The sequence below is a fragment of the Kitasatospora sp. NPDC058032 genome (assembly GCF_042885845.1).
Lineage (GTDB): Bacteria > Actinomycetota > Actinomycetes > Streptomycetales > Streptomycetaceae > Kitasatospora.
The window spans coordinates 42,004-63,203 of the sequence record NZ_JBHVRK010000014.1 but is presented as its reverse complement, the minus strand read 5'-3'; the positions used below and the strand labels follow the sequence as shown (position 1 = coordinate 63,203).

General features: G+C 73.1%; 15 protein-coding genes. 5 read left to right on the top strand and 10 right to left on the bottom strand.

The genetic code is table 11. The features are described from left to right. Positions 1-69 precede the first annotated feature (69 nt). Positions 70-2,472 (top strand): ABC transporter permease, encoded by a 2,403-nt coding sequence (locus tag ACFVUH_RS22435; RefSeq protein WP_387915071.1) that lies wholly within the window; start codon positions 70-72, stop codon positions 2,470-2,472. A gap of 363 nt (positions 2,473-2,835) precedes the next feature. Here ACFVUH_RS22435 and ACFVUH_RS22430 read toward each other — a convergent pair whose 3' ends face one another. Beyond that, the gene (locus tag ACFVUH_RS22430) at positions 2,836-3,831 is read right to left on the bottom strand and encodes a 2-hydroxyacid dehydrogenase (RefSeq protein ID WP_387915070.1); all 996 of its coding nucleotides are present in this window, start codon (positions 3,829-3,831) and stop codon (positions 2,836-2,838) included. A gap of 255 nt (positions 3,832-4,086) precedes the next feature. Between ACFVUH_RS22430 and ACFVUH_RS22425 the strand changes: the two genes are divergently transcribed. Continuing rightward, positions 4,087-4,503, top strand: coding sequence for a tyrosinase cofactor (locus tag ACFVUH_RS22425; protein WP_355371968.1), 417 nt, complete (start codon positions 4,087-4,089; stop codon positions 4,501-4,503). 43 nt (positions 4,504-4,546) lie between these two features. Next, a complete protein-coding gene (locus ACFVUH_RS22420; RefSeq protein WP_387915069.1) occupies positions 4,547-5,374 on the top strand; it encodes a tyrosinase family protein in 828 nt (275 codons plus the stop codon). Positions 5,375-5,483: 109 nt separating this feature from the next. Here the strand turns inward: ACFVUH_RS22420 and ACFVUH_RS22415 are convergent, their stop codons facing one another. The 7 genes from ACFVUH_RS22415 to asnB form a co-directional block, all read right to left on the bottom strand. Further along, positions 5,484-6,509, bottom strand: a complete 1,026-nt coding sequence (locus ACFVUH_RS22415; protein WP_355371973.1) for a 6-phosphofructokinase — start codon at positions 6,507-6,509, stop codon at positions 5,484-5,486. A gap of 370 nt (positions 6,510-6,879) precedes the next feature. Beyond that, entirely contained in the window at positions 6,880-7,608 is a 729-nt protein-coding gene (locus ACFVUH_RS22410) for a type 1 glutamine amidotransferase (RefSeq protein ID WP_387915068.1), read from the bottom strand. Between the two features lie 64 nt (positions 7,609-7,672). Continuing rightward, positions 7,673-8,935 (bottom strand): MurT ligase domain-containing protein, encoded by a 1,263-nt coding sequence (locus tag ACFVUH_RS22405; protein ID WP_355371978.1) that lies wholly within the window; start codon positions 8,933-8,935, stop codon positions 7,673-7,675. Between the two features lie 294 nt (positions 8,936-9,229). Then, on the bottom strand, positions 9,230-10,690 hold the full coding sequence (locus tag ACFVUH_RS22400; protein WP_387915067.1) for a GNAT family N-acetyltransferase: 1,461 nt from the start codon (positions 10,688-10,690) through the stop codon (positions 9,230-9,232). A 56-nt stretch (positions 10,691-10,746) separates the two neighbouring features. Then, positions 10,747-12,255, bottom strand: a complete 1,509-nt coding sequence (locus ACFVUH_RS22395) for a pyridoxal phosphate-dependent decarboxylase family protein (protein ID WP_387915066.1) — start codon at positions 12,253-12,255, stop codon at positions 10,747-10,749. A gap of 123 nt (positions 12,256-12,378) precedes the next feature. Next, entirely contained in the window at positions 12,379-13,515 is a 1,137-nt protein-coding gene (locus tag ACFVUH_RS22390; RefSeq protein WP_355371986.1) for a hypothetical protein, read from the bottom strand. 266 nt (positions 13,516-13,781) lie between these two features. Continuing rightward, positions 13,782-15,632, bottom strand: a complete 1,851-nt coding sequence (gene asnB, locus ACFVUH_RS22385) for an asparagine synthase (glutamine-hydrolyzing) (protein ID WP_355371988.1) — start codon at positions 15,630-15,632, stop codon at positions 13,782-13,784. A gap of 203 nt (positions 15,633-15,835) precedes the next feature. On the opposite strand from asnB, the gene ACFVUH_RS22380 reads away from it, so the two are divergent. Both ACFVUH_RS22380 and glmS read left to right on the top strand, forming a co-directional pair. Then, the gene (locus ACFVUH_RS22380) at positions 15,836-16,120 is read left to right on the top strand and encodes a hypothetical protein (RefSeq protein WP_327683601.1); all 285 of its coding nucleotides are present in this window, start codon (positions 15,836-15,838) and stop codon (positions 16,118-16,120) included. 46 nt (positions 16,121-16,166) lie between these two features. Next, on the top strand, positions 16,167-17,993 hold the full coding sequence (gene glmS, locus ACFVUH_RS22375) for a glutamine--fructose-6-phosphate transaminase (isomerizing) (protein ID WP_355371991.1): 1,827 nt from the start codon (positions 16,167-16,169) through the stop codon (positions 17,991-17,993). Between the two features lie 90 nt (positions 17,994-18,083). Here glmS and ACFVUH_RS22370 read toward each other — a convergent pair whose 3' ends face one another. Both ACFVUH_RS22370 and ACFVUH_RS22365 read right to left on the bottom strand, forming a co-directional pair. Next, the gene (locus ACFVUH_RS22370) at positions 18,084-19,238 is read right to left on the bottom strand and encodes a serine hydrolase domain-containing protein (protein ID WP_387915065.1); all 1,155 of its coding nucleotides are present in this window, start codon (positions 19,236-19,238) and stop codon (positions 18,084-18,086) included. A 118-nt stretch (positions 19,239-19,356) separates the two neighbouring features. Then, positions 19,357-21,189, bottom strand: a complete 1,833-nt coding sequence (locus ACFVUH_RS22365; protein WP_387915064.1) for a beta-galactosidase — start codon at positions 21,187-21,189, stop codon at positions 19,357-19,359. Between the last annotated feature and the right edge of the window lie 11 nt (positions 21,190-21,200).

The window sequence follows — 21,200 nt, the reverse complement described above, 5'->3', positions numbered from 1 at the left end:
GCCGTCCCAGCGCCTGTACGCGGATTCCTTCCGGGCCGTGGCCCGTCTGCTGCCGGCGGGAGCGGGCCGATGAGCGTCCTGGGCAAGGTCGTGCGCTCCGGCGTCGGCCGGCGTCGTGTGCAGTCCCTCGTCATGGCCCTGACGACGTTCGCGGCCGTCACCTCCTGTGTGCTCTCGCTCGGTCTGCTGGCCGTCGTGCAGGCCCCGTTCGAGCATGCCTTCAAGGCCCGGAACGGCGCGCATCTGTCGGTCCAGTTCGACGGCTCGAAGGCCACTGCCGCGCAGGCCGCCGCCACCGCGCACGCCGCCGGCGTCACCGAGGCGTCCGGGCCCTACCCGGTCACCGCCGCCCTCAACACGAGCTTCGGCCCGGACTGCACCGCGAACATCGCCGCGGGCATGCCGATGGCCGGTCGCGCCAACCAGCCGGTCGTCGTCGCCACCCGACCCGACCTGGCCGGCACCTCCGGCCTGGACCAGCTGGCCCTGGTCCAGGGCAGGTGGCCGACCACCGCGAACGAGATCGTCCTGGCCTCATGGGACCATCACTGCGCAGACGGTTCCGTGGTGTTCGACTCACTGCCGGGCAAGCCCTCGTTCAAGGTCGTCGGCCTGGCGAACTCGCTGACCAACACCGCGACCGGCTTCCTCACCGGCGACGGCTTCGCGCGGCTGACCGCCGCCGGCGCCAAGACCGACGAGCAGATGCTCTACCGGTTCGCCACGTCCGGGACCGACGCCGACCTCACCACGGACAAGCAGGCGATCGCCGCCGCCGCGCCGGCCGGCTCGGTCGAGAGCGGACAGTCCTACCTGGCCGTGGAGAAGCAGGTCGTCGGCAGCGCGAAGTCCTTCGTGCCGTTCCTGGTCGTCTTCGGCGTCCTCGGTCTGTTCCTGTCGGTGCTGATCATCGGGATCGTGGTCAGCGGCACGGTGGTCTCGGGAATCCGGCGCATCGGGATCCTGAAGTCGCTCGGCTTCACCCCCTGGCAGGTGGCCCGCGCCTACGCCGCACAAGCCCTGATCCCGGCGACGATCGGCGTGGTGGGCGGCACGCTGTTCGGCAACCTGCTGGCTGTTCCGGTCCTGGGCAGTGCCAGCAAGGATCTCGGTGCCGCCGACGCCGGCCTGCCGATGTGGGTCAGCCTCGTCGTGCCGATCGGCACCTTGGTCATCGTCAGTGTCACCGCGCTCGTCCCGGCACTTCGGGCCGGCCGCATGCCGGCTGTGCAGACCCTGGTCGTCGGCCGCGCCCCCAAGGCCAAGCGCGGCCAGGGCGCGCAGCGCCTGGCAAGCAGGCTGCCGCTGCCCCGGCCGATGTCGTTGGGACTGGCCCAGCCGTTCGCCAAGCCGGCCCGGGCCGCACTGGTCGGCGCCGCGGTGCTGTTCGGCGCGGTCGGCGTCACCTTCGCAGTCGGGCTGGAGACCACGTTCACCAAGTACATGGACACGGATAGCACCGGTTTCAGGGCCGCGTCGATGATCGTGGTGCCCGCCGGCACGCCCGCCGGCCTCCACGCCTCCGGCGGCGGCCCTGCCAACCCCCACCTGGACTACCCCGGGGTGGCCGCCGCGCTCGCCTCGGTCCCGGGTACGAAGGCCGCGTTCGGCTGGGGCGACAGCGGCGCGACCGTGATCGGCGCGCCGACGGGTGACCACACGCATGTGGACACCACCACCGGCGACCTGTCCTGGACCAACCTGGCTCTGCTGCACGGCCGCTTCTACCAGAACCCCGGCGAAGCCGTGATCAACGACCACCTGGCCTCAGCGGCCGGGATGCACGTCGGCGACACCGTCACTGTGACGCAGGACAACAAGCAACTGCATTTGCGGATCGTCGGCATCGACTTCGATGCCAGCAGCAACGGGGTCGTGATGACCGACTCGGCCACGTTCACCGCCGCCGGTCTGACGCCGTACATCACCCAGTTCAACGTCGAGCTGGCCGACAACGTCAGCGGCCCGGACTGGTCCGCCTCGGCCACCCCAGCGCTGACCCCGCTGCACGCCGAGGCCACCCCGAACATCACGTACCCGAACCTCACGGTGCTCACCATGGTCGCCCTGGTGGCCACCCTCACACTGATGATGAGCGCGGTCGCCGCGCTCGGCGTGCTGAACACCGTGGTGCAGGACACCCGGGAGCGGATCCACGACCTGGGGATCTTCAAGGCCCTCGGGATGACACCCAAGCAGACCATCGCGATGGTGCTGACCTCGGTGAGCCTCACCGGGCTGATCGCCGGGCTGATCGGGGTCCCGATCGGGATGGCGGTGGAGAGCGCGACGCTGACCCGGATGGTGAGCGCGATCGGCAGGAACCTGCCGTCGAGCGTGACCGACGTCTACACCCCCGGGATACTGCTCCCGCTGCTGGCCGGCGGGATCGCGATCGCCCTGCTCGGGGCACTGTTGCCGGCCGGCTGGGCGGCGCGCTCCCGGACCGTCACCGCGCTGCGGACCGAGTAGAACCGGTCGCTCGTAGCACTGATGTTTCTCCGCCTTGATCGGCGGGCGGGGCCCGGGGGACCTGGACACACTTCCAGTCAAGGCCCCCGGGCCCTCCTCCGGTGCTTGGGCCAGAGAGCCGGCGTACGCCGCCAGTGCCTTGGTGAGCTGCCGGTGGCCCTGGCCCAGACGACCGCGGACGCGCAGTCGCGTAGGAGCCCCTCCGTGAAGTGGTGCTTCCCGGGGCGACTGGGGGTCAAGTGGTTCTCGGAGGATGAGGGGTTGTCGATCGGCTCGGTTGTTTCGCGATCCCGGCAGGTCGCTCCGCGCGAAGGCCGGCGGGTTGTGGTGATGGGTGCGTGACGACCTGGCTTGTGAGTCGGGTCAGTTCTTCGGGACGAGGGTGTTTTCGTTGGTGTGGCCGGCGGCGTGGTCGTCGATGTTGCGGACGGTGGCGTCGATGATCTGGCCGACGGCGGTGTGGGTGAAGTAGGCCTGGTGGCTGGTGACCAGGACCTGGGGGAAGGTGACGAGGCGGGCGAGGGTGTCGTCGGTGATGCCGTGGATGGAGCGGTCGGTGAAGAAGACGCCGGTCTCCTCCTCGTAGACGTCGAGGCCGACGCCGGAGAGGCGTCCGGCGCGCAGGGTCTCGACCAGGGCGGCGCTGTCGATGAGGCCGCCGCGGCTGGAGTTGACGAGGATGGCGTCGTCCTTCATCCGAGCGAGGGCGGCGCCGTCGATGAGGTGGTGGGTGGACGGCAGCAGCGGGACGTGCAGGCTGATCAGGTCGGCGCGGGAGAGGAGCTCGGGGAGTTCGGTGTAGGTCATGCCGAGGTCGAGGCAGGCGGGGTTGGGGGCGATGTCCCAGCCGAGGAGCTGGGTGCCGAAGCCGGCGGCGATGCGGGCGAAACACTCGCCGATCTTGCCGGTGCCGATGACGCCGACGGTCATGCCGTGGATGTCGCGGCCGAGCAGGCCGTCGAGGCGGAAGTCGAACTCGCGGGAGCGGTTGGCCGCGCGGGTGAGGCGCCGGTTGACGGCCAGGGCCAGGGCCCAGGCATGTTCGGCGACGGCGTACGGACTGTAGTGGGAGACCCGGGCGACGGTGAGGCCGAGCTTGGCGGCGGCGTCCAGGTCGATGTTGTTGAAGCCCGTGGAGCGCTGGGCGATCAGCCGGGTGCCGCCCTCGGCGAGGACAGCGAGGGTGTCGGCGTCCAGGACGTCGTTGACGCTGCTGCTGACGGCCGGGTAGCCGGCGGCGAGCGGTGCGGTGTCGCGGTTGAGGAAGACGGACAGGCAGCGCAGCCCGTGCCGGTCCGCGAACGCCTCCTCCATCAGCGGCCGCTCGTCCGCCTGCACGCCGTACGCGAGGATCTCCATCGCCTTGGTGTCCTTCCGTCGGGATCCGGTCCACGGTGTGGTCCACTCTGGCCCACCGATCAAGGCCGAGCAAAGATGACCGAATCTGAACACAACCCTTCGTACCCCCGCCGATCGGCTGTTCCCTAGGTCGCCAAGCCTTGAAAGCATCGAAATGGCGGCTTCGATCAAGAAATCGCCTTGGAATAACGATTCACCAATCGTTTGTGAACTGTGCCTTAACAAAAGCGCGAGGCACATGAGGGGGTATTCAGCATGTCCGAGGACACCCACGGCAGCGAGCTGACCCGCCGGAGGATGCTCCAGGGGGCCGGGGCCGCGCTGGCCGTCGCCACCGGGACGATCGCGATCGGCGTGGCCGGCCCGGGTGGAGGATCGGCCACGGCCGCCGACCCCGGGGCTTCCGACAGCTTCGACGAGGTCTTCCAGGGCCGCCGGATCCAGGGCCGCCCGGTCAGCGGCGGTGGCCACCACGGCGGCACCGGCACCGGCACCGGCACCGGCTACGAGGTGCGGATCGACGGCGACGAGCTGCACATGATGCGCAACGCCGACGGCACCTGGATCAGCGTGGTCAATCACTACCAGACCTTCGCGACGCCGCGCGCGCTCGCCCGGGCCGCCGTCAACGACCTCCAGGGCGCCACGCTCGTCCCGGTCGCGACCGCCTGATCCGGCGCCACCCGACACCGACCCGACCACAGAGGGGGGACTCATGGGAGTCCGCAAGAACCAGGCGACCCTGACCGCCCAGGAGAAGCGCGCCTTCGTCAACGCGGTCCTGGCACTCAAGGCGAACGGCGGCTACGACCCGTTCGTCACGACGCACAACCAGTTCATCCTCAGCGACGTCGACAACGGCGAGCGCACCGGCCACCGCTCGCCGTCCTTCCTGCCCTGGCACCGCAAGTACCTGCTGCAGTTCGAGCAGGCGCTCCAGGCCATCGACCCGAGCGTCAACCTGCCGTACTGGGACTGGACCGCGGACCGCTCCACCGGTTCGAGCATCTGGGGCGCCGACTTCCTGGGCGGCAACGGCCGGGCGAGCGACGGCCAGGTGACCACCGGTCCGTTCGCCTACTCCACCGGCGGGTGGACGCTCAACGTCAACACCGACAGCCGCACCTACCTGCGCCGCCAGCTCGGCGCCGGGGTGGCCCAGCTGCCCACCCGCCCCGACGCCGAGTCGGTGCTCGCCATCACCACCTACGACGCCGCGCCGTGGAACAGCTCCTCGGCCGGCTTCCGCAACGCCCTGGAGGGGTGGCGCGGGGTCAACCTGCACAACCGGGTGCACGTCTGGGTGGGCGGCCAGATGGCCACCGGGGTGTCGCCCAACGACCCGGTGTTCTGGCTGCACCACTGTTTCGTCGACAAGCTCTGGTCGGAGTGGCAGAAGCGCAACCCGGGCCAGACCTACCTGCCGACGGCCGGCACGCCGGACGTGGTCGACCTCAACGAGCCGATGAAGCCGTGGAACAACGTCTCCCCGGCGGACATGCTCAACCACAGCGCCCTGTACACCTACGACACCGGCTTCTGATCCGGCACTCCGCTCCCGGCAGGGCGGCTGCCGAGAACGGCCCGGCCCCCCCGAGGCTCGCGCACTCGGGGGGGCCGGGGCTCCGCGGAGAAGTGGGGGAGCGAGGCGGTCAGATGACCGTCTCGGCCTCCAGGTAGCGGTCGGCCGGCACGGTCTTCAGCTCGGCCACCGCCTCGCCCAGCGGCACCAGGTTGATGTCGGTGCCCTGCAGGGCGGTGATGTGCCCGAAAGCGCCCTGGTGGACGGCCTCCACGGCGTGCCAGCCGAACCGGGTGGCGAGCACCCGGTCGTAGGCGGTCGGGGTGCCGCCGCGCTGGGTGTGGCCGAGGATCACCGGGCGGGCCTCCTTGCCGAGGCGGTGCTCCAGCTCGCGGGAGAGCTGGGTCGCGATGCCGGTGAAGCGCTCGTGGCCGTAGATGTCCTTGGTGCCCTCCTCCCAGTGCATGGTGCCGGGCTCGGGCTTGGCGCCCTCGGCGCAGACCACGATCGCGAACTTCTTCTGCCGGTCGAAGCGCTCCCGGACGACGGCGGTGAGCTTCTCGATGTGGAACGGACGCTCCGGGACGACGATCGCGTGCGCACCGGCGGCCATGCCCGCGTTCAGCGCGATCCAGCCGGTGTGACGGCCCATGACCTCGACGACCATGACGCGCTGGTGCGACTCGGCGGTGGTCTTCAGCCGGTCCAGCGCTTCGGTGGCGACCGACACGGCGGTGTCGAAGCCGAAGGTGACGTCGGTGCAGGCGATGTCGTTGTCGATGGTCTTCGGCACGCCGACGATCGGCAGGCCCGCGTCGCTCATCAGCTTGGCGGCCTTCAGGGTGCCCTCGCCGCCGATCGGGATCACCGCGTCCAGGCCGAGGTCCGCGCAGTACTGCTTGGCGCGCTCGACGCCGTCGCGCAGGTGGCTGGGCTGGACCCGGGAGGAACCGAGGATGGTGCCGCCCTGGGCGAGGATCCCGCTCACCGAGTCGAGGGTCAGGGGCCGGTGGTGCCCCTCCAGGAAACCGCGCCAGCCGTCCTCGAACCCGATGATCTCGTCGCCGTGGTCGACCACCCCCCGGTGGACCACGGAGCGGATCACCGCGTTCAGGCCGGGGCAGTCACCGCCGCTGGTCAGCACTCCAATACGCATTGCTTTGCAACTCCCGAGCAGAACCGAGGAACGGCCGGACTACAGGCTGGGACGACGGACCGCCACCGTAGCGAGCCGTTCCCGCGCCGGGTCGACGCGGAGATGGCCGCCGGGTGAAGGACCGGCCGATCCGGACAGAACGTCCGAAACCGGCCGTGGTTGTCGAGCATACGGCCCCTGCGTCCGGCCGGGCAGGAGCCGACGCGGGAGCGGCGCCGTCGGCGCCCCCGCGTGGAAGTGCAGCCTGCTGCCGAGGAGGGTGTGCAGCCGGCAGCCCCGGGAAGGGGCAGCCCCATTGTCGTACGTTCCGGCCCGCCCGTGGGCCGGGTGACCGCATCGCGGGCACCCGGTCGGACGGGCCCGGGACGTGCTACGCGGGGCGCGTCGTGGCCGCGATGCGCTCGGAGCGCAGCGCGTCGTACCAGGTGGTGTCGGCCGGCGGCAGGGCGTTCACGTCCAGCGCCAGCTTGATCAGCAGGTCGGCGACGGCGGGGTTGCGCGCCATCACCGGGCCGTGCAGGTAGGTGCCGAAGACGGTGTCCCGCCAGGCGCCCTCGGTGCCGTCGCCGGTGCCGTTGCCCCGGCCGGCGGTGACCCGGGCCAGCGGCTTGACGCCCTGGCCGAGGTGGGTCACGCCCTGGTGGTTCTCGAACCCGGTCAGCTGCGGCAGGCCGAGGGCCGGGTCGACGTCGGCCAGCACGTCGCCGACGCAGCGCTCGCCCTCGCCGCGGCTGGTCCAGACGTCCAGCAGGCCGAGGCCCGGCTCGCGCTGGCCGAGGTCGTTGATGAACTCGTGGCCGAGGATCTGGTAGCCGGCGCAGACCGCGAAGATGATCGCGCCGTTCTCGGAGGCCCGCACGAGCCCGGAGTCGTTGCGCAGCCGCTCGGCGGCGAGCCGCTGCGGACGGTCCTCGCCGCCGCCGATCAGGTAGATGTCGCCGCTGGTGGGCACCGCCTGGTCGGAGCGGACGTCGATCCGGGTCACGTTGAGATGGCGCTGGCGGGCCCGGCGCTCCACGACCAGGGCGTTGCCGCGGTCGCCGTAGGTGCTGAGCAGGTCGGGGTAGACCCAGACCACGCGCAGGCTGCTCTCACTCATCCTCGAAGGCCTTCCATGACGTACGTGCGGTGGGCTGCTGGGGCTGCTGGGCCGGTGGCCGGCATCAGCCGGCCACGACCTTCCGCAGCTGCTGGAAGGCGGTGTAGTTGGCGATCGCCTCGATCCGGCCGGGCGGCGCCATCCGGACGGCCTGCTCCAGCGAGTCCACGACGTGGAACTGCAGCCCGGCGACCTCCAGGCGCACCGCCAGGTCCAGCTTGCGCTGGCCCAGCACGAACACCGGGTGCCCGGCGAGCCGCTCGTAGTCCACGTCCCACAGCCAGGAGGTGTCGGTGCCGTCGGCGTCCAGCGCGTTGACCGAGAGCACCACCGGGGTCGGCGGGCCGTCGATCAGCGAGAAGGTCTCCAGCCAGCCGGCCGGGTTCTTGGCCAGCAGCAGCCGGATGTCGCGGCCCTGGTACTGGACGACGTCGTAGCGGCCGGCCACCGCGGTCACGGAGCGCATCCGCTCCAGCGCGACCTGCGGGGAGACGCCGAACACGGCGGCGACGGCGGCCGAGCTGGTGGCGTTGGCCAGGTTGGCCCGGCCGGGCAGCTGGAGCTGGATCGGCCAGGCGCCGCGCTGCGGGTCGATGACGTGGGTGCCCTGCAGGGCCCAGTGCGGGTTGGGGCGCCGGAAGCCGCACTCCTGGCAGAACCAGTCGTCGCCGGGGCGCTGCATCACGCCGCCGCAGGCGGGGCAGGACCAGGCGTCCTCCTTCCACGCCTGTCCGGCGGCCACCCAGACCACCTTCTTGCAGGAGGACGCGGCCCAGGTCACCAGCGGGTCGTCGGCGTTGGCGATCACCACGGCCTCGGTGTCCTGCAGGCCCTCGCGCCACTTCTCCGCCATCATGCGGGTCTCGGCGGCGCGGTCGAGCTGGTCGCGGGAGAGGTTGAGCAGGGCGATCGCCTTGGGGCGGGTGTCCCGGGCCACCATCGCCAGGTACTTCTCGTCGACCTCGATCACGCCGAAGCGGGCCTCGGAGCCGCCGGCCAGGGCGGAGGTGATGCCGGCCGGCATGTTGGCGCCGAGCGCGTTGGAGACCACCGGGCCGGCGGCGCGCAGCGCCTCGGCGATCAGGCGGGTGGTCGTGGTCTTGCCGTTGGTGGCGCTGACCAGCACCACGTCGAGGTTCTCGGCGAGGGTGGCGAGCAGATCGGGGTCGAGCCTCAGGGCGACCTTGCCGCCGATCACCGATCCGCTGCCGCGCCCGGCCTTGCGGGAGACGGCGGCGGCCACCTTGCCGGCGGTCACCGCGATCTTCGCGCGCGCCGGCAGCGAGGCGTCGCGTGCGCCTGTGGGCTCCGATTCGGTGCCTGCCATGCTCAGTGGTTCCTCCTTGCTGCGGCACCGCCCGGGGGCCGGACTACGGGCCGTCGGGCGGCGGGGACGGGATCAGCCTACCGACTCCGCTGCCCGGCTCGGCGCCCCGGACCCCGTGCCGCCTGCTGCGGAGCGCCCGGAGAGCCCGTCCGGGCGGTCCTGACACGGGATCAGGGCCGGCGGTGTACGGAGGGGCCGTTCGCCGTCGGGGACGCACCACCGGGGTGCGGCGGTTCCGGCCGCCGGGGCGGGAGGGGCCCTTGGTGAGGGTGTGGTGAAGAAATGACCAGATGATTACCGGCCTGGGCGGGTCTGCCAGGGCACCGGCAGCTCCTCGGCCGCCTCCGCCAGGTGCGCGGTGATGACCAGCGTCCCGTCCTCCACCTGGTAGTCCAGCGGCGCCGCCAGCCGCCGCATGGTGGCGATCAGCCCGGAGTTGGAGGACTGGGTGACCGCGTACACCGTGTCCACCCCGGCCTCCAGGGCCAGCGCGGACATCCGCCGCATCAGGTCCAGGCCCAGCCCGCGCCGCTGCCAGGCGTCCTCGACCAGCACCGCCACCTCGGCGCCCTCGTCGTCCCACATCAGGTGTCCGAGGGCGACGATCCGCCCGTCGGCCGTCTCCACCGCCAGGGTCTGGCCGTGCCGGGCGTCCAGCAGGTGGTCCAGGTAGCGGTCGGCGTCCCGGACCGGCCCGTGGTAGCGCTTGCGCAGCGTGTCGGGGGAGCAGCGGTGGTGCATCGCCAGCGCCGCCTCCTTGTCCGCCGCGTCGGCGCGCCGCACGGTCAGGTCGGCGCCGGCCGGCAGGCTCAGCCGGGCCCGGACGTCCGGCACCCGGGGGCCGAGCAGGGCGTCCAGCTCGACCAGCGCCTGCGCCCGGGCGAACTCGGTCGGGGTGAACGGCAGCTGCGGGCGGGTGAGCTCGACGAGGTCCCCGGAGGGCACCGGCAGCCGCATCACGTGCCCGTCCACCCCGGCGGCGGCCCGCGCGGCGGCGCCCGGGTACTGCCGGATGCCGCACTGCCCGAACAGCCGGCGCAGCGCGATCGGCAGCTCGGCGGCGTCCAGCGCGGTTCGGGTGGCCAGCGCCAGGACGTGGGTCGGCAGGTCCACCAGGTCGTGGGCGTCGGCCGGGCCGGTCCAGATGTCGTCGCCGCCGGCCCCGGCGACCAGCGCGGCCAGGTCGGCCCGGGCCAGCGAGCGCGGGGCGCGCACGAAGAACTCGTCGACCGCGCCGGACGGCAGCGGGTGGGACTGCATCGAGACGATGTTCACCTGCCGCGCCGCGAAGGCCGCGCAGATCCGGGCCAGGCTGCCGGGGGAGTCCCGCACCGTGGTGCGCACCCGCCACAGCGCGGTCTCCTCGAAGTCGTGCAGCGGCCCCTTCAGCGGCTCGGCCTGCGAGGACTGCGCGACCTGCGAGGCCTGCGAGGCCTGCACCTGCGCGGCCGGCCCGGCCGGCGGCGCGGGCGCGTCCGGCGCGGGCGGTCCGTGCAGCCGGTGGTGGTGCGACCACCAGGTGTGGAACAGCGCCGTGGCGAGCAGGGCGGTGGCGGACGCGGCCAGCACCACCGGCCCGTCGGGCCCGTGCACCACGAGCTTGGCCACCAGGTCGGCGGTGGTCACCGAGACGAAGACGGCGGCGAGCTCCACCGCGTCGCGCCGCCACCGGTGGGTACGGCCGCCGCGGCGCTGGGCACGGGAGGGGTTCGGGGACTGGACGTTCTCGGGCTTCGGCTTCTCCAGGTGCTCCATGCCATCAATCTGCCGCTTCGGTGTTTCACGATCACGAATCCCCCGTGACCTGACGGTTAATGGTGCCGCCCATCGGCTGCGCCGCGCCCCGCCTCCTTCACTTCGTCGAGCAGGATCCGCAGGTCCGTTTCGGTGGTGGCCGGATTGAGCAGGCAGGCCCGCAGGATCTCGCGGCCGGCCAGGCGGGCGCCGGTGACGAAGGCGCGGCCGCGGCGCTGGACGGCGGCGGGCAGCTCGCGGTTGAGGGCGTCCAGGGCGGCCTCGGTCAGGCCGGGCGGGCGGAGGCGGAACGCGACGATGGAGGTCTGCACCTCGGCGAGCAGTTCCAGACCGGGGTCGGCGGAGACGAGTTCGCCGAGCCGGCGGGCGAGGGCGGTGGTGCGGGCGATGTCCCGGGCGAGGCCGTCGCGGCCGCGGTGGGCGATGGTGGCCCACACCTTGAGGGCGCGGAACGGGCGGGTCTGCTCGGTGCCGTACTCGGAGAACCAGCCGAGCTCGCCGGCCGTCTCGTCGCGCAGGTAGGAGGGGACGAGGCTGAAGGCGGCGCGCAGCCCCTCGGGGTCGCGGACCAGCGCGCAGCCGCAGTCGACCGGGACGCCGAGCCACTTGTGCGGGTCGAGGGCGAGCGAGTCGGCCCGCTCCAGCCCGGCGTAGCGGTGCGCGATCACCGGGTCGAGCACGCCGAACGCGCCGTAGGCGCCGTCCACGTGCAGCCACAGGCGCTCCTCGGCGCAGAGGTCGGCGAGCGGGCCGAAGGCGTCCACCGCGCCGGTGCCGACGGTGCCGGCCGAGGCGACCACCAGGAAGGGCAGCAGTCCGTCGGCCCGGTCGCGGGCGACGGCGGCGCGCAGGTCGGCCGGGTCGAGGCGGCCGTCCGGGCCGGTGGGCACGGTGCGCAGGTACCGGCTGCCGAGGCCCAGCAGCTCGGCGGCCTTGCGCACGCAGGAGTGGGTCTCGCCGGTGACGTAGCCGACCAGCGGGGGCATCCCGGCCAGGCCGTCAGCGCGGACGTCCCACCCGGCGGCGCGGGCGGCCCGGTCGCGGGCGGCGGCGAGGCAGACGATGGTCGCCATCGAGGTGCCGGAGGTGAGCAGTCCGCCGCCGGGCGGGTGGGGGAAGCCGACCAGCTCGGCGATCCAGCGGACCACGGCCCGCTCCAGGTGGACGTCGGCGTGGTCGCCGCCGGCCGAGCTGGGGTTCATCGCGGCGGCGGCCAGGGTGGCGAGCACGCCCGCCGGGGCGGGGGCGGAGTTCACCCAGCCGAAGAACCGGGGGTGGCCGTTGCCCATCGGGTACGGCAGCACGTCGCGGCCGACGGTCTCCAGCAGCTCGGCGAGCGGGCGGCCGGCCGCGGGCAGCGGGGCGTCCAGCAGGGCGCGGCGGGCCGCGTCGTCCATCGGCTGCCAGACCGGGCGGGCGGCCAGCCCGGCGAGGTGGTCGGCGGCCAGGTCGGCGGCGGTGTGCGCGGCGGCGCGGAAGTCGTCGTGTGCGGCGCGGAAGCCGTCGGCGGTGCGGGGGGCCTCGGCGGCGTGGGCGGCGTCGGTGCGGGGGGCGTCGGAGGTCATGTGCGGCTCCGGGGTGGTGCGGGCCTGGTGGCGCGGCGTCCTCGGCGCACCCGGATTCCCGTGATCCTACGGAAACGGGCCCGCGCCGTGCGGCGCGGGCCCGAGGAGCAGGACGGGCGGCGGTCAGTCCAGCGAGGCGGAGAGCCCGCTCGCCGAGCGGCAGTAGCCCTGCATCTCCTTGTCGGTGACCTTGGCGCAGAGCCGGCCGGCCGCCCCCGCGTCGGTGTAGTTGACCGTGTAGTAGCTGACCAGGCCCTCCGCGCAGGCCTTGCGCTGCCAGCCGTCCGCGGCGGTCGCGCACTGCTGGGCGGCCCAGTCCTCGCGGTCCAGGTTGTACTTCATGGTGCGCGAGCCCACACCCCGGCTGCAGTCCACCGCCCCGCCGGAGGCCTTGCCGTTGAGGCACCACTTCAGGGCCTCGGCGTACACCTCGGGGTGGTTCGGGTAGTCGTGCGAGGAGAGGTAGAAGGTGGGCGCGTAGAAGTAGCAGGCGGACTGGAACAGCGACGGCTGGTCCTTGCACGGGTAGAGCGGGTCCTGGGCGAGCTTGTCGGCGGGGAGGTTGGCCTTCGCCTTCTCGTCCTCCTCGTCGGGGCCGAACAGCTGCATGAACAGGCCCTCGGAGCAGCGGATCCGGTTCTGGTCGGTGGTGAACTTGTTGCACAGCTCGCGGGCCTTGGCGACGTCCTGCTTGGCGACGAACATCGTGCCGTGGCCGACGCCGTGGATGCACGGGCCGCTGTTCTTGGGCGCGCAGAGCTTGACCAGGTCGGTCTCGGGCTGGGGGGAGGCGTTGAGCATCTCCTCGACGGCGCCGTGCAGGTAGCCGGCCGCGCAGGTCTCGTGCGGGTAGGAGATGACCTTCTGGAAGTCGGCGTTGAAGCGCTTGACGGCCGCGTGCCCGAGCTCGTGGGCGATCGGGTGGCAGAACCGGACGGTGTAGGGCAGCTGCTTGGTGATCCGGTCGAGGTCGGCCAGCGCGACGCCGGGGTCGCTGGCGTCCATCTCGGCCATCAGCTTGTTGCGCAGCGTCGAGCGGGTCCACACCGCCGGGTCCCCCGTCGCCGTGCCGCCTGCGGCCGTGACACCGGCGGCCGTGGCTCCGGTGGCCGGCTGCGCGGTGCCGGCCCCGGGCGCGGCCGGCTGCCCGGCCACCGCGGCGGTGACCGGCTCGGGCGTCCAGTCGGTGACGGCCACCGACCCCAGGCCGAGCACCCCGAGCAGCAGGGCGGTGAGGATCGCGAAGGCTCGCGGTTGCATGACGGAGATCCCCCGGCGGATCGAGACGGACGGGACTCTCCCCATCCTGACGGCACGGGCTTCGGATTCCGCGTTATCGACCGCCATTCGGGAGGTGTCGGCGACGCTATCGCACGTCCTGCCGGGTCAACGACGCGGGTTGGCGGCTGGTCACGGGACGGGCCCCGGCGGGCCGTCGGGGGCCCCGGGCGGCGCGGCGTGCGCGCCGCCCGGGGCGGGTCGTCCAGGGTCGCCCGAGGTTGCCCGGGGTCGCCCCCGGGGTCGGCTCAGAGCTCCAGCGACACCTGGTACTCCGTCAGCCAGGCGTCCAGGTCCAGGGCCAGATCGGTCGCCAGCCGGACCGTCTGCGGATCGGTGTCCGGCGCGAGCGCGTCGGACAGCGCCCGCCGGTCCAGCAGCGCGAGGGCGGGGGAGGCGGGATCGGCGGCCAGCGTGGCGAGCTCCGCGCGCAGCAGCTGCGGATAGCGCGGGTCCTGCACGATCGGGTAGGGGCTCTTCATCCGGTCGGCGATCTCGGGCGGCAGCACGTCCCGCACCGCGGCCCGCAGCAGGCTCTTCTCCCGGCCGTCGAAGTGCTTCATCGCCCACGGCGTGTTGAAGACGTACTGCACCAGCCGGTGGTCGCAGAACGGCACCCGCACCTCCAGCCCGGTCGCCATGCTCATCCGGTCCTTGCGGTCCAGCAGGATGCAGGCGAAGCGGGTCAGGTTGAGGTACGACACCTCCCGCATCCGCCGTTCGAACGGGTCGGCGTCCGGCAGGTGCGGGACCTCGGCGAGCGCCTCCCGGTACCGGGCCCGCCGGTAGCCGTCCAGGTCGAGCTTGCGGAGCAGCTCGCGGTCCAGCAGCTGTTCGCGCGGTCCGCTGCCGGTGCCGCCGAGGCTGCTGAGCACGGCCGCCCACGGGAAGTCGTCGGCGTGCACCAGCCGCGGGTCGTGGAACCAGCGGTAGCCGCCGAACAGCTCGTCCGCCGACTCGCCGGACAGCGCCACCGTGGAGCGCTCGCGCACCCCGCGGAAGAGCAGCAGCAGCGAGGCGTCCATGTCGCCGACGCCGCCCGGCAGATCGCGGGCGCGCAGGGTGGCGAGCCGCTGGGCCGGGGCGCCGAGGGCGGCGGTGTCCAGCTCGATCACCCGGTGGTCGGCGCCCACGTGGCGGGCGAGCAGCTCCGCGTACGGGCCGTCCAGGGTGGTGCGCACGGCGTCCGGGGCGAAGTGCTCGGACTGGCCGGTGAAGTCGACCGCGAAGGAGCGCACGGGGCCGGCGCCGGCGGCGCGCAGGGTGCGGGCGGCCAGGGCGGTGACCGCGCTGGAGTCCAGGCCGCCGGAGAGCAGCGAGCAGAGCGGCACGTCCGACTCCAGCTGGCGGTGGACGATGTCCTCCAGCAGGGCCCGCACGGTACCGATCGTGGTGGGCAGGTCCTGGGTGTGCTCGCGGGCCTCCAGCGACCAGTAGCGCCGGACCGTGATGCCCTGGCGCCGCACCCGCACCACATGGCCGGGACGCACCTCGAAGATGCCCCGGTACGGGGTGACCCCCGGGGTGCGGGCCAGGGTGAGCAGTTCGCGCAGCCCGTCCAGGTCGACCACCGGGCGCACCGCGGGGTGGGCGAGCAGCGCCTTCGGCTCGGAGCCGAAGACCACGCCGTCCGGCACCGGGTGGTAGTGCAGCGGTTTGACGCCCATCCGGTCGCGGACCAGCAGCAGTTCCTCGGTGCGGGCGTCCCAGACCGCGAAGGCGAACATGCCGTTGAGCCGTTCGGCCAGGTGTTCGCCCCACTCCAGGTAGGCGCGCAGCACCACCTCGGTGTCGCTGCGGGTGCGGAAGCGGTGCCCGGCGGCCTCCAGTTCGGCGCGCAGCTCGCGGTGGTTGTACACCTCCCCGCTGTAGCTGAGGGCGGCCAGCAGCCGGCCGTCGTGCTCGGCCGTCATCGGCTGGACGCCGCCCGCCAGGTCGAGCACGGCGAGGCGCCGGTGGCCCAGCGCGGCGTGCCGTTCCAGGTGGACGCCGCCGGCGTCCGGGCCGCGGCAGAGCTGGGTGCCCGTCATGGCGTCGAGCACCGCATGTTCAAGGGTCAGGTCACGGTCGTAGGCGACCCATCCGGTGATCCCGCACATCAGCAGGCCTCCCGTTCTTCCGACACTCTTCCGACGCTCCCTTTCCTCCCCCGGCCCCCCGGTGTGTGAGCAAGTCATCACGCTACGTGGTCACTCGCGTCGGCTACAAGACCCCCGTTCATGAATCGAACACGGCAAGATCCTGCCCGAAATCGGGCAGGATCTTTGATCTTTCGATGGAGGGGCGCCTAGGCTCCCCACTCGTGTCCAGCTCGCCCGGTCCCTCGCACCCTCACGAAGACCTGCTCGCCCACCTCACCCGGACCAGCCCGCTCGGGCCCCGGGAGGCGGCGCGGGTGGTGGCCGAGGTACTGGCGTACTTCTCCGAGACCACCGAGGAGTACGTCCGGCGCCGCCACGGCGAACTCCAGGCACGCGGCCTGACCAACGAACGGATCTTCGCCCGGCTCGCCGAGGAGCTGCCGGCCCGCCGGGTCGCGGCACCCGGTCTCTCGGCCCGGCAGCTGCGCCGCATCGTCTACGGCTGACCGGCCGCCCCCGACCTCACCGACCTCACCGACCCAGGAGTCCACCATGTGCGGAATCGTGGCCTACATCGGCCCCAAGGACGCGACGCCCTTCCTGCTGGAAGGCCTCGCCCGGCTGGAGTACCGCGGCTACGACTCCGCCGGCGTGGCCGTCGCCGGACGCAGCGGCGGCATCAAGGTCCGCAAGGTCAAGGGCCGGGTCGCCGACCTCGCCGCCGACATCCCCGCCCGCTTCAAGGGCGCCACCGGCATCGGCCACACCCGCTGGGCCACCCACGGCGTCCCCAGCGACGCCAACGCCCACCCGCACCTGGACAACGCCGAGCGCATCGCCGTCGTCCACAACGGCATCATCGAGAACGCCGACGAGCTGCGCGTACGGCTCGCCGCCGACGGCGCCGTCTTCCGCTCCGAGACCGACACCGAGGTGCTCGCCCACCTCGTCGCCGCCCACGCCGCCGAGGGCGTCGAGCTGGAGGAGGCCGTGCGCGCCGCCCTCGCCAAGGTCGTCGGCACCTACGGCATCGCCGTCCTCGACGCCGAGCGGCCCGACCGCATCGTGGTCGCGCGCAACGGCAGCCCGATCGTGCTCGGGATCGGCGAGAAGGAGATGTTCGTCGCCTCCGACGTCTCCGCCCTGGTCCGCTACACCCGCCAGGTCGTCCACCTGGAGGACGGCGAGCTGGCCACCGTGCGCGCCGATGGCTTCCGGACCTTCACCGAGGACGCCCGCACCACCCACCGCCAGCCGTCCACCGTCGACTGGGAGATCGACTCCTACGACACCGGCGGCTACGAGCACTTCCTGCTCAAGGAGATCCACGAGCAGCCCGGCTCCGTCGAGCGCACCCTCAGCGGACGGCTCGACGAGCGGTTCGCCACCGCCCACCTCGGCGGCCTCAACCTGGACGCCCGCGAGCTGCGCGAGATCCGCCGGGTCAAGATCCTCGGCTGCGGATCCGCCTACTACGCCGGCGAGATGGGCGCCCAGCTGATAGAGGAGCTGGCCCGCATCCCCGCGCACAGCGAACCCGCCTCCGAGTTCCGCTACCGCAACCCGGTCATCGAGGCCGACACCCTCTACATCGCGGTCAGCCAGTCCGGCGAGACCTACGACACCCTCGCCGCCGTGCAGGAGGTCAAGCGCAAGGGCGGCCGGGTGCTCGGCGTCGTCAACACCGTCGGCAGCGCCATCGCCCGCGAGTGCGACGGCGGCATCTACCTGCACGCCGGCCCGGAGATCTCGGTCGCCTCCACCAAGGCCTTCACCTCGACCGTCGTCGCCTTCGCGCTGCTCGCCCTGCACTTCGGCCGGATCCACGACCTCTCGCCCGCCGACGGCCGCCGGATCGTCTCCGCCCTCAAGGCGCTGCCCGGCCAGATCCGCGAGGTCCTCGCCCAGAGCGACGAGATCGCCCGCCTCGCCGCCGAGTACGCCGACTCCACCGGCATGATGTTCATCGGCCGGGTGCGCGGCTACCCCGTCGCCCGTGAGGGCGCGCAGAAGCTCAAGGAGATCTCCTACGTGCACGCCGAGGCCTACCCGGCGAGCGAGCTGAAGCACGGCCCGCTGGCCCTGATCAGCCCCGAGCTGCCCACCGTCGCCCTCGTCCCGGACGACGAGCTGCTCGACAAGAACCTCACCACCCTCGGCGAGATCAAGGCCCGCTCGGGCCGCGTCCTGGCCGTCGCCCACCGCCGCCCCGAGGCCAGGCTCGCCGACCACTGCATCCTGGTCCCCAGGAGCGAGCCCGAGCTGGACCCGCTGCTCCTCAACATCCCGCTCCAGCTGCTCGCGTACCACGCCGCGGTCGCGCTGAAGCGCGACGTCGACAAGCCCCGCAACCTCGCCAAGAGCGTCACCGTCGAGTAGCCGCGGGCACGGTGGAGCCCGGGGACCGGCCGCGTCGCACGCGCCGCTCCCCGGGCCCGATTTCGCGGGAGGGGCAGGCCCGCCGGACGGTCAGCCGGCCGCCCCGCGCACCGCCTCGGCGGCGCGGACCACGGCCTCGGCCAGCCGGTGGTTCTCCGGACCCAGCGGCAGCGAGGTGAACCGGCGCCGGGTGTAGCCGTAGGCGACGCCACTGCGCGGATCGGCGAAGGACTGCGCACCCGACGCGCCGCTGTGCCCGAAGGCCTCCGGCCCGAGGAACGGGAAGCGCACGCTCTGCGCCTCGAAGCCGAGGCCGAAGTGGTCCTCCTCGGCGGTCACCACGTCGGTGCCCCGGGTGCTGACCCGCCCGAACTCGGCGATCGTGGCCGGGGTCAGCAGCGGCGCCCGCCCGTCCGACTCCTGCGCCGCCGCCGCGTACATCGCCGCCAGGCCCCGGGCGTTGCCCACGCTGCCGGTCGAGGCCGGGCCCTGTGCCCGCACCGACCGGCGGTTGGCGAACTCCACCAGGTCGGTGGGCGGGGTGGCGTTCAGGTTGAAGGCGACCGCCATCAGGCTGTCCGGCGCCGGCGGCGCGGCCGGCCGCCCCGGCACCGGGACCGCCGGAAGGATCGGCAGGTAGCGCGCCTCCAGCTGCTGCGGCAGACCGAGGAAGAAGTCGAGCCCGAACGGCGCCCGGATCCGCTCCTCGAACAGCTCCTGGATCGTGCGACCGGTCCGCCGGCGGACCACCTCGCCGGTCAGCGCGCCGATCACGAAGGCGTGGTAGCCGTAGGCCGTGCCGGGCTCCCAGTAGGGCTTCTGCGCGGCCAGCCGCTCGGCCAGCCGCCGGTCGTCCGCCAGCTCCTCCGGGGTGAAACCGCCCTCGACGCCGATCAGCCCCGAGCGGTGCTCCAGCAGCTGGCGCAGGGTCAGCCCGCCCTTGCCCTCCGCCGCGAACTCCGGCCAGTGGCGGGACACCTCCTCGTCCAGCGCGAGCACGCCCTCCTGCACCAGCAGCGCCACCACCAGGTGCGCCGCCCCCTTGGCGGAGGAGTAGAGCGCGAACAGCGACTCGCCCGACACCCCCTCGCCGGCCCAGAGGTCGACCACCCGGCGGCCGTCCAGGTGGACCGCCAGCTGGGCGCCGCCGCCCGCCGGCTCCTCGGCCACCACCGCGGCGAACTCCTCCCGCACCCGCTCGAACCCCGGTGCGACGCTTCCGCCCACGGTGTCTCCGGCTGCCATTTTTCCCCCTCGTCCGCTGCTCCCCGGTGAACGTGATCACCGCCTGCCGGACCGTCAACTGTGTCCGGGGCCGGACTATTCCGGCCCCGGACGGGCGAGCACCACCGGTGGTGGCGGCTCAGTAGTCGGCGCTGGGGGCGCGGGTGGTGGGGCCGAGGTCGGGCTCGTCGCGGAGTTCCAGCGACCGGCCGTGGCGGGCGAGTTCGAGGACGACGAGGGTGTTGCGGCCCGGCCGCCAGAGCGGCGCCGGGGCGTAGAGGGTGCGCTGCGGGCCCTCGTCGGTGTAGCGGCCGAGCAGGAAGCCGTTCAGCCAGAGCAGGCCGCGGCCCCAACCGGGGAGCGCGACGAAGGCGTCGGCGGGGGCGTTGCCGGTGGCGCCGCCGGTGCCGCCGGCCGCGTCGAGGCCGGTCTCGAAGCGGTGGAAGACCGGATCGCCGTCGACGGGGTCCGGGCCGTCGTCGTGGAAGGCGAGCGGGCCGAGGTCGGTGAGCGGCAGCGGGCGGATCTCCCAGCCGTGCAGGCGCTGGCGCTCGTGCGAGACACCGCGCCGGATGCCCTTGCGGTCGTCCATCTGGGGCCCGTAGTTGGCGCGGCCGAGGGCCTCGACCAGGATGTCCAGGGCGACCCCGTCGGGACCGGTGGCGAGCGGGAGGGTCGCGCCCGGGGCGTTGCGGTCCAGCACGCCGAGCGGGCGGCCGTCGGCGAACACCTGCGCCCGGTCGCCGATCCCGTCGATGCGCAGCGGGAGTTCGGGGCGCGGGCCGGGGACGCGGGTGCGGTAGTGGATCAGGCCGAAGGACTGCCCGAGGCGCTCCATCGGCTCGGGAGTGGGGCGCTGGACCGGGGCGGACAGGGCGTCGAGGGAGTCGAGCAGCCGGGCCCGGCCGCTCGCGCCGTCGAGCCGACGGGGCGCCAGCCGGGCCGGACGGGGCGGGAGTTCGCCCTCCGGCAGCGGGACGTGCCGGCCGATGACGGCGCGCAGGGCGTGGAACTTCTCGGTCAGCTCGCCCGCCTCGCCGATCGGCGCGTCGTAGTCGTAGCTGGTGACGGTCGGCTCGTAGCCGGTGGTGTCCGGTCCGGTGCCGGAGTGGTTGGCGCCCGCCCAGAAGCCGAAGTTGGTACCGCCGTGCGCCATGTAGAGGTTCACCGAGGCGCCGGTGGCGAGCAGCTCGTCCAGCGACTCGGCGGTCTCCTTGGCGTCCCGGACGTGGTGCGGATCGCCGATCCGGTCGAACCAGCCGATCCAGAACTCCATGGCCGCGAGCGGTCCTTCGGGCTGTTGGCGGCGCAGCACCTCGAAGCGCTCGGGGGCCCGGGAGCCGAAGGTGGCGGTCGCCAGCAGGCCCGGGATCGCGCCGCCCTGCTGCATGAAGTCCTCGGAGCCGTCGGCGGTGAACAGCAGGCAGTCCACCCCGCGCGCCAGCAGGCCGTCCCGCAGGTGCGCCAGGTAGGCGGCGTCGGTGCCGTAGCTCCCGTACTCGTTCTCCACCTGGACGGCCACCACCGGTCCGCCCCGGCTGCCCAGCAGCGGCAGCAGCTGCGGCACCAGCGCGTCGAACCAGCCGTCCACCGCGGCCAGGAAGGCGGGGTCGGAGCAGCGCAGCCGGATCCCGTCCACGGCCAGCAGCCGGGCCGGCAGGCCGCCGAACTCCCACTCGGCGCAGATGTACGGGCCGGGGCGCAGGATGACGTCCAGCCCGTGCCGCTCGGCGAGCCGGACGAACCGGGCGATGTCCCGCCAGCCGGTGAAGTCCACCTCGCCGTCCGGCAGTTCGTGGAAGTTCCAGGGGATGTAGGTGTCCACCGTGTTGACGCCGAGAGCGCGCAGCCGGGCCAGCCGGTCGTCCCACAGGTCCGGGTGGACCCGGAAGTAGTGCAGGGCGCCGGAGACGATGCGGTGCGGTGCGCCGTTGCGGCGGAAGCCGCCGGCGTCGAAGTCGAGCTCGATCATGCGGACCAGCT

Coding starts and splice junctions, on each gene's coding strand:
- ACFVUH_RS22405 (WP_355371978.1), bottom strand. CDS start 8,935: ATGGCAGGCACCGAATCGGAGCCCACAGGCGCACGCGACGCCTCGCTG.
- ACFVUH_RS22425 (WP_355371968.1), top strand. CDS start 4,087: ATGTCCGAGGACACCCACGGCAGCGAGCTGACCCGCCGGAGGATGCTC.
- asnB (WP_355371988.1), bottom strand. CDS start 15,632: ATGTGCGGGATCACCGGATGGGTCGCCTACGACCGTGACCTGACCCTT.
- ACFVUH_RS22370 (WP_387915065.1), bottom strand. CDS start 19,238: ATGGCAGCCGGAGACACCGTGGGCGGAAGCGTCGCACCGGGGTTCGAG.
- ACFVUH_RS22410 (WP_387915068.1), bottom strand. CDS start 7,608: ATGAGTGAGAGCAGCCTGCGCGTGGTCTGGGTCTACCCCGACCTGCTC.
- ACFVUH_RS22420 (WP_387915069.1), top strand. CDS start 4,547: ATGGGAGTCCGCAAGAACCAGGCGACCCTGACCGCCCAGGAGAAGCGC.
- glmS (WP_355371991.1), top strand. CDS start 16,167: ATGTGCGGAATCGTGGCCTACATCGGCCCCAAGGACGCGACGCCCTTC.
- ACFVUH_RS22390 (WP_355371986.1), bottom strand. CDS start 13,515: ATGCAACCGCGAGCCTTCGCGATCCTCACCGCCCTGCTGCTCGGGGTG.
- ACFVUH_RS22415 (WP_355371973.1), bottom strand. CDS start 6,509: ATGCGTATTGGAGTGCTGACCAGCGGCGGTGACTGCCCCGGCCTGAAC.
- ACFVUH_RS22365 (WP_387915064.1), bottom strand. CDS start 21,189: ATGATCGAGCTCGACTTCGACGCCGGCGGCTTCCGCCGCAACGGCGCA.
- ACFVUH_RS22395 (WP_387915066.1), bottom strand. CDS start 12,255: ATGACCTCCGACGCCCCCCGCACCGACGCCGCCCACGCCGCCGAGGCC.
- ACFVUH_RS22435 (WP_387915071.1), top strand. CDS start 70: ATGAGCGTCCTGGGCAAGGTCGTGCGCTCCGGCGTCGGCCGGCGTCGT.
- ACFVUH_RS22400 (WP_387915067.1), bottom strand. CDS start 10,690: ATGGAGCACCTGGAGAAGCCGAAGCCCGAGAACGTCCAGTCCCCGAAC.
- ACFVUH_RS22430 (WP_387915070.1), bottom strand. CDS start 3,831: ATGGAGATCCTCGCGTACGGCGTGCAGGCGGACGAGCGGCCGCTGATG.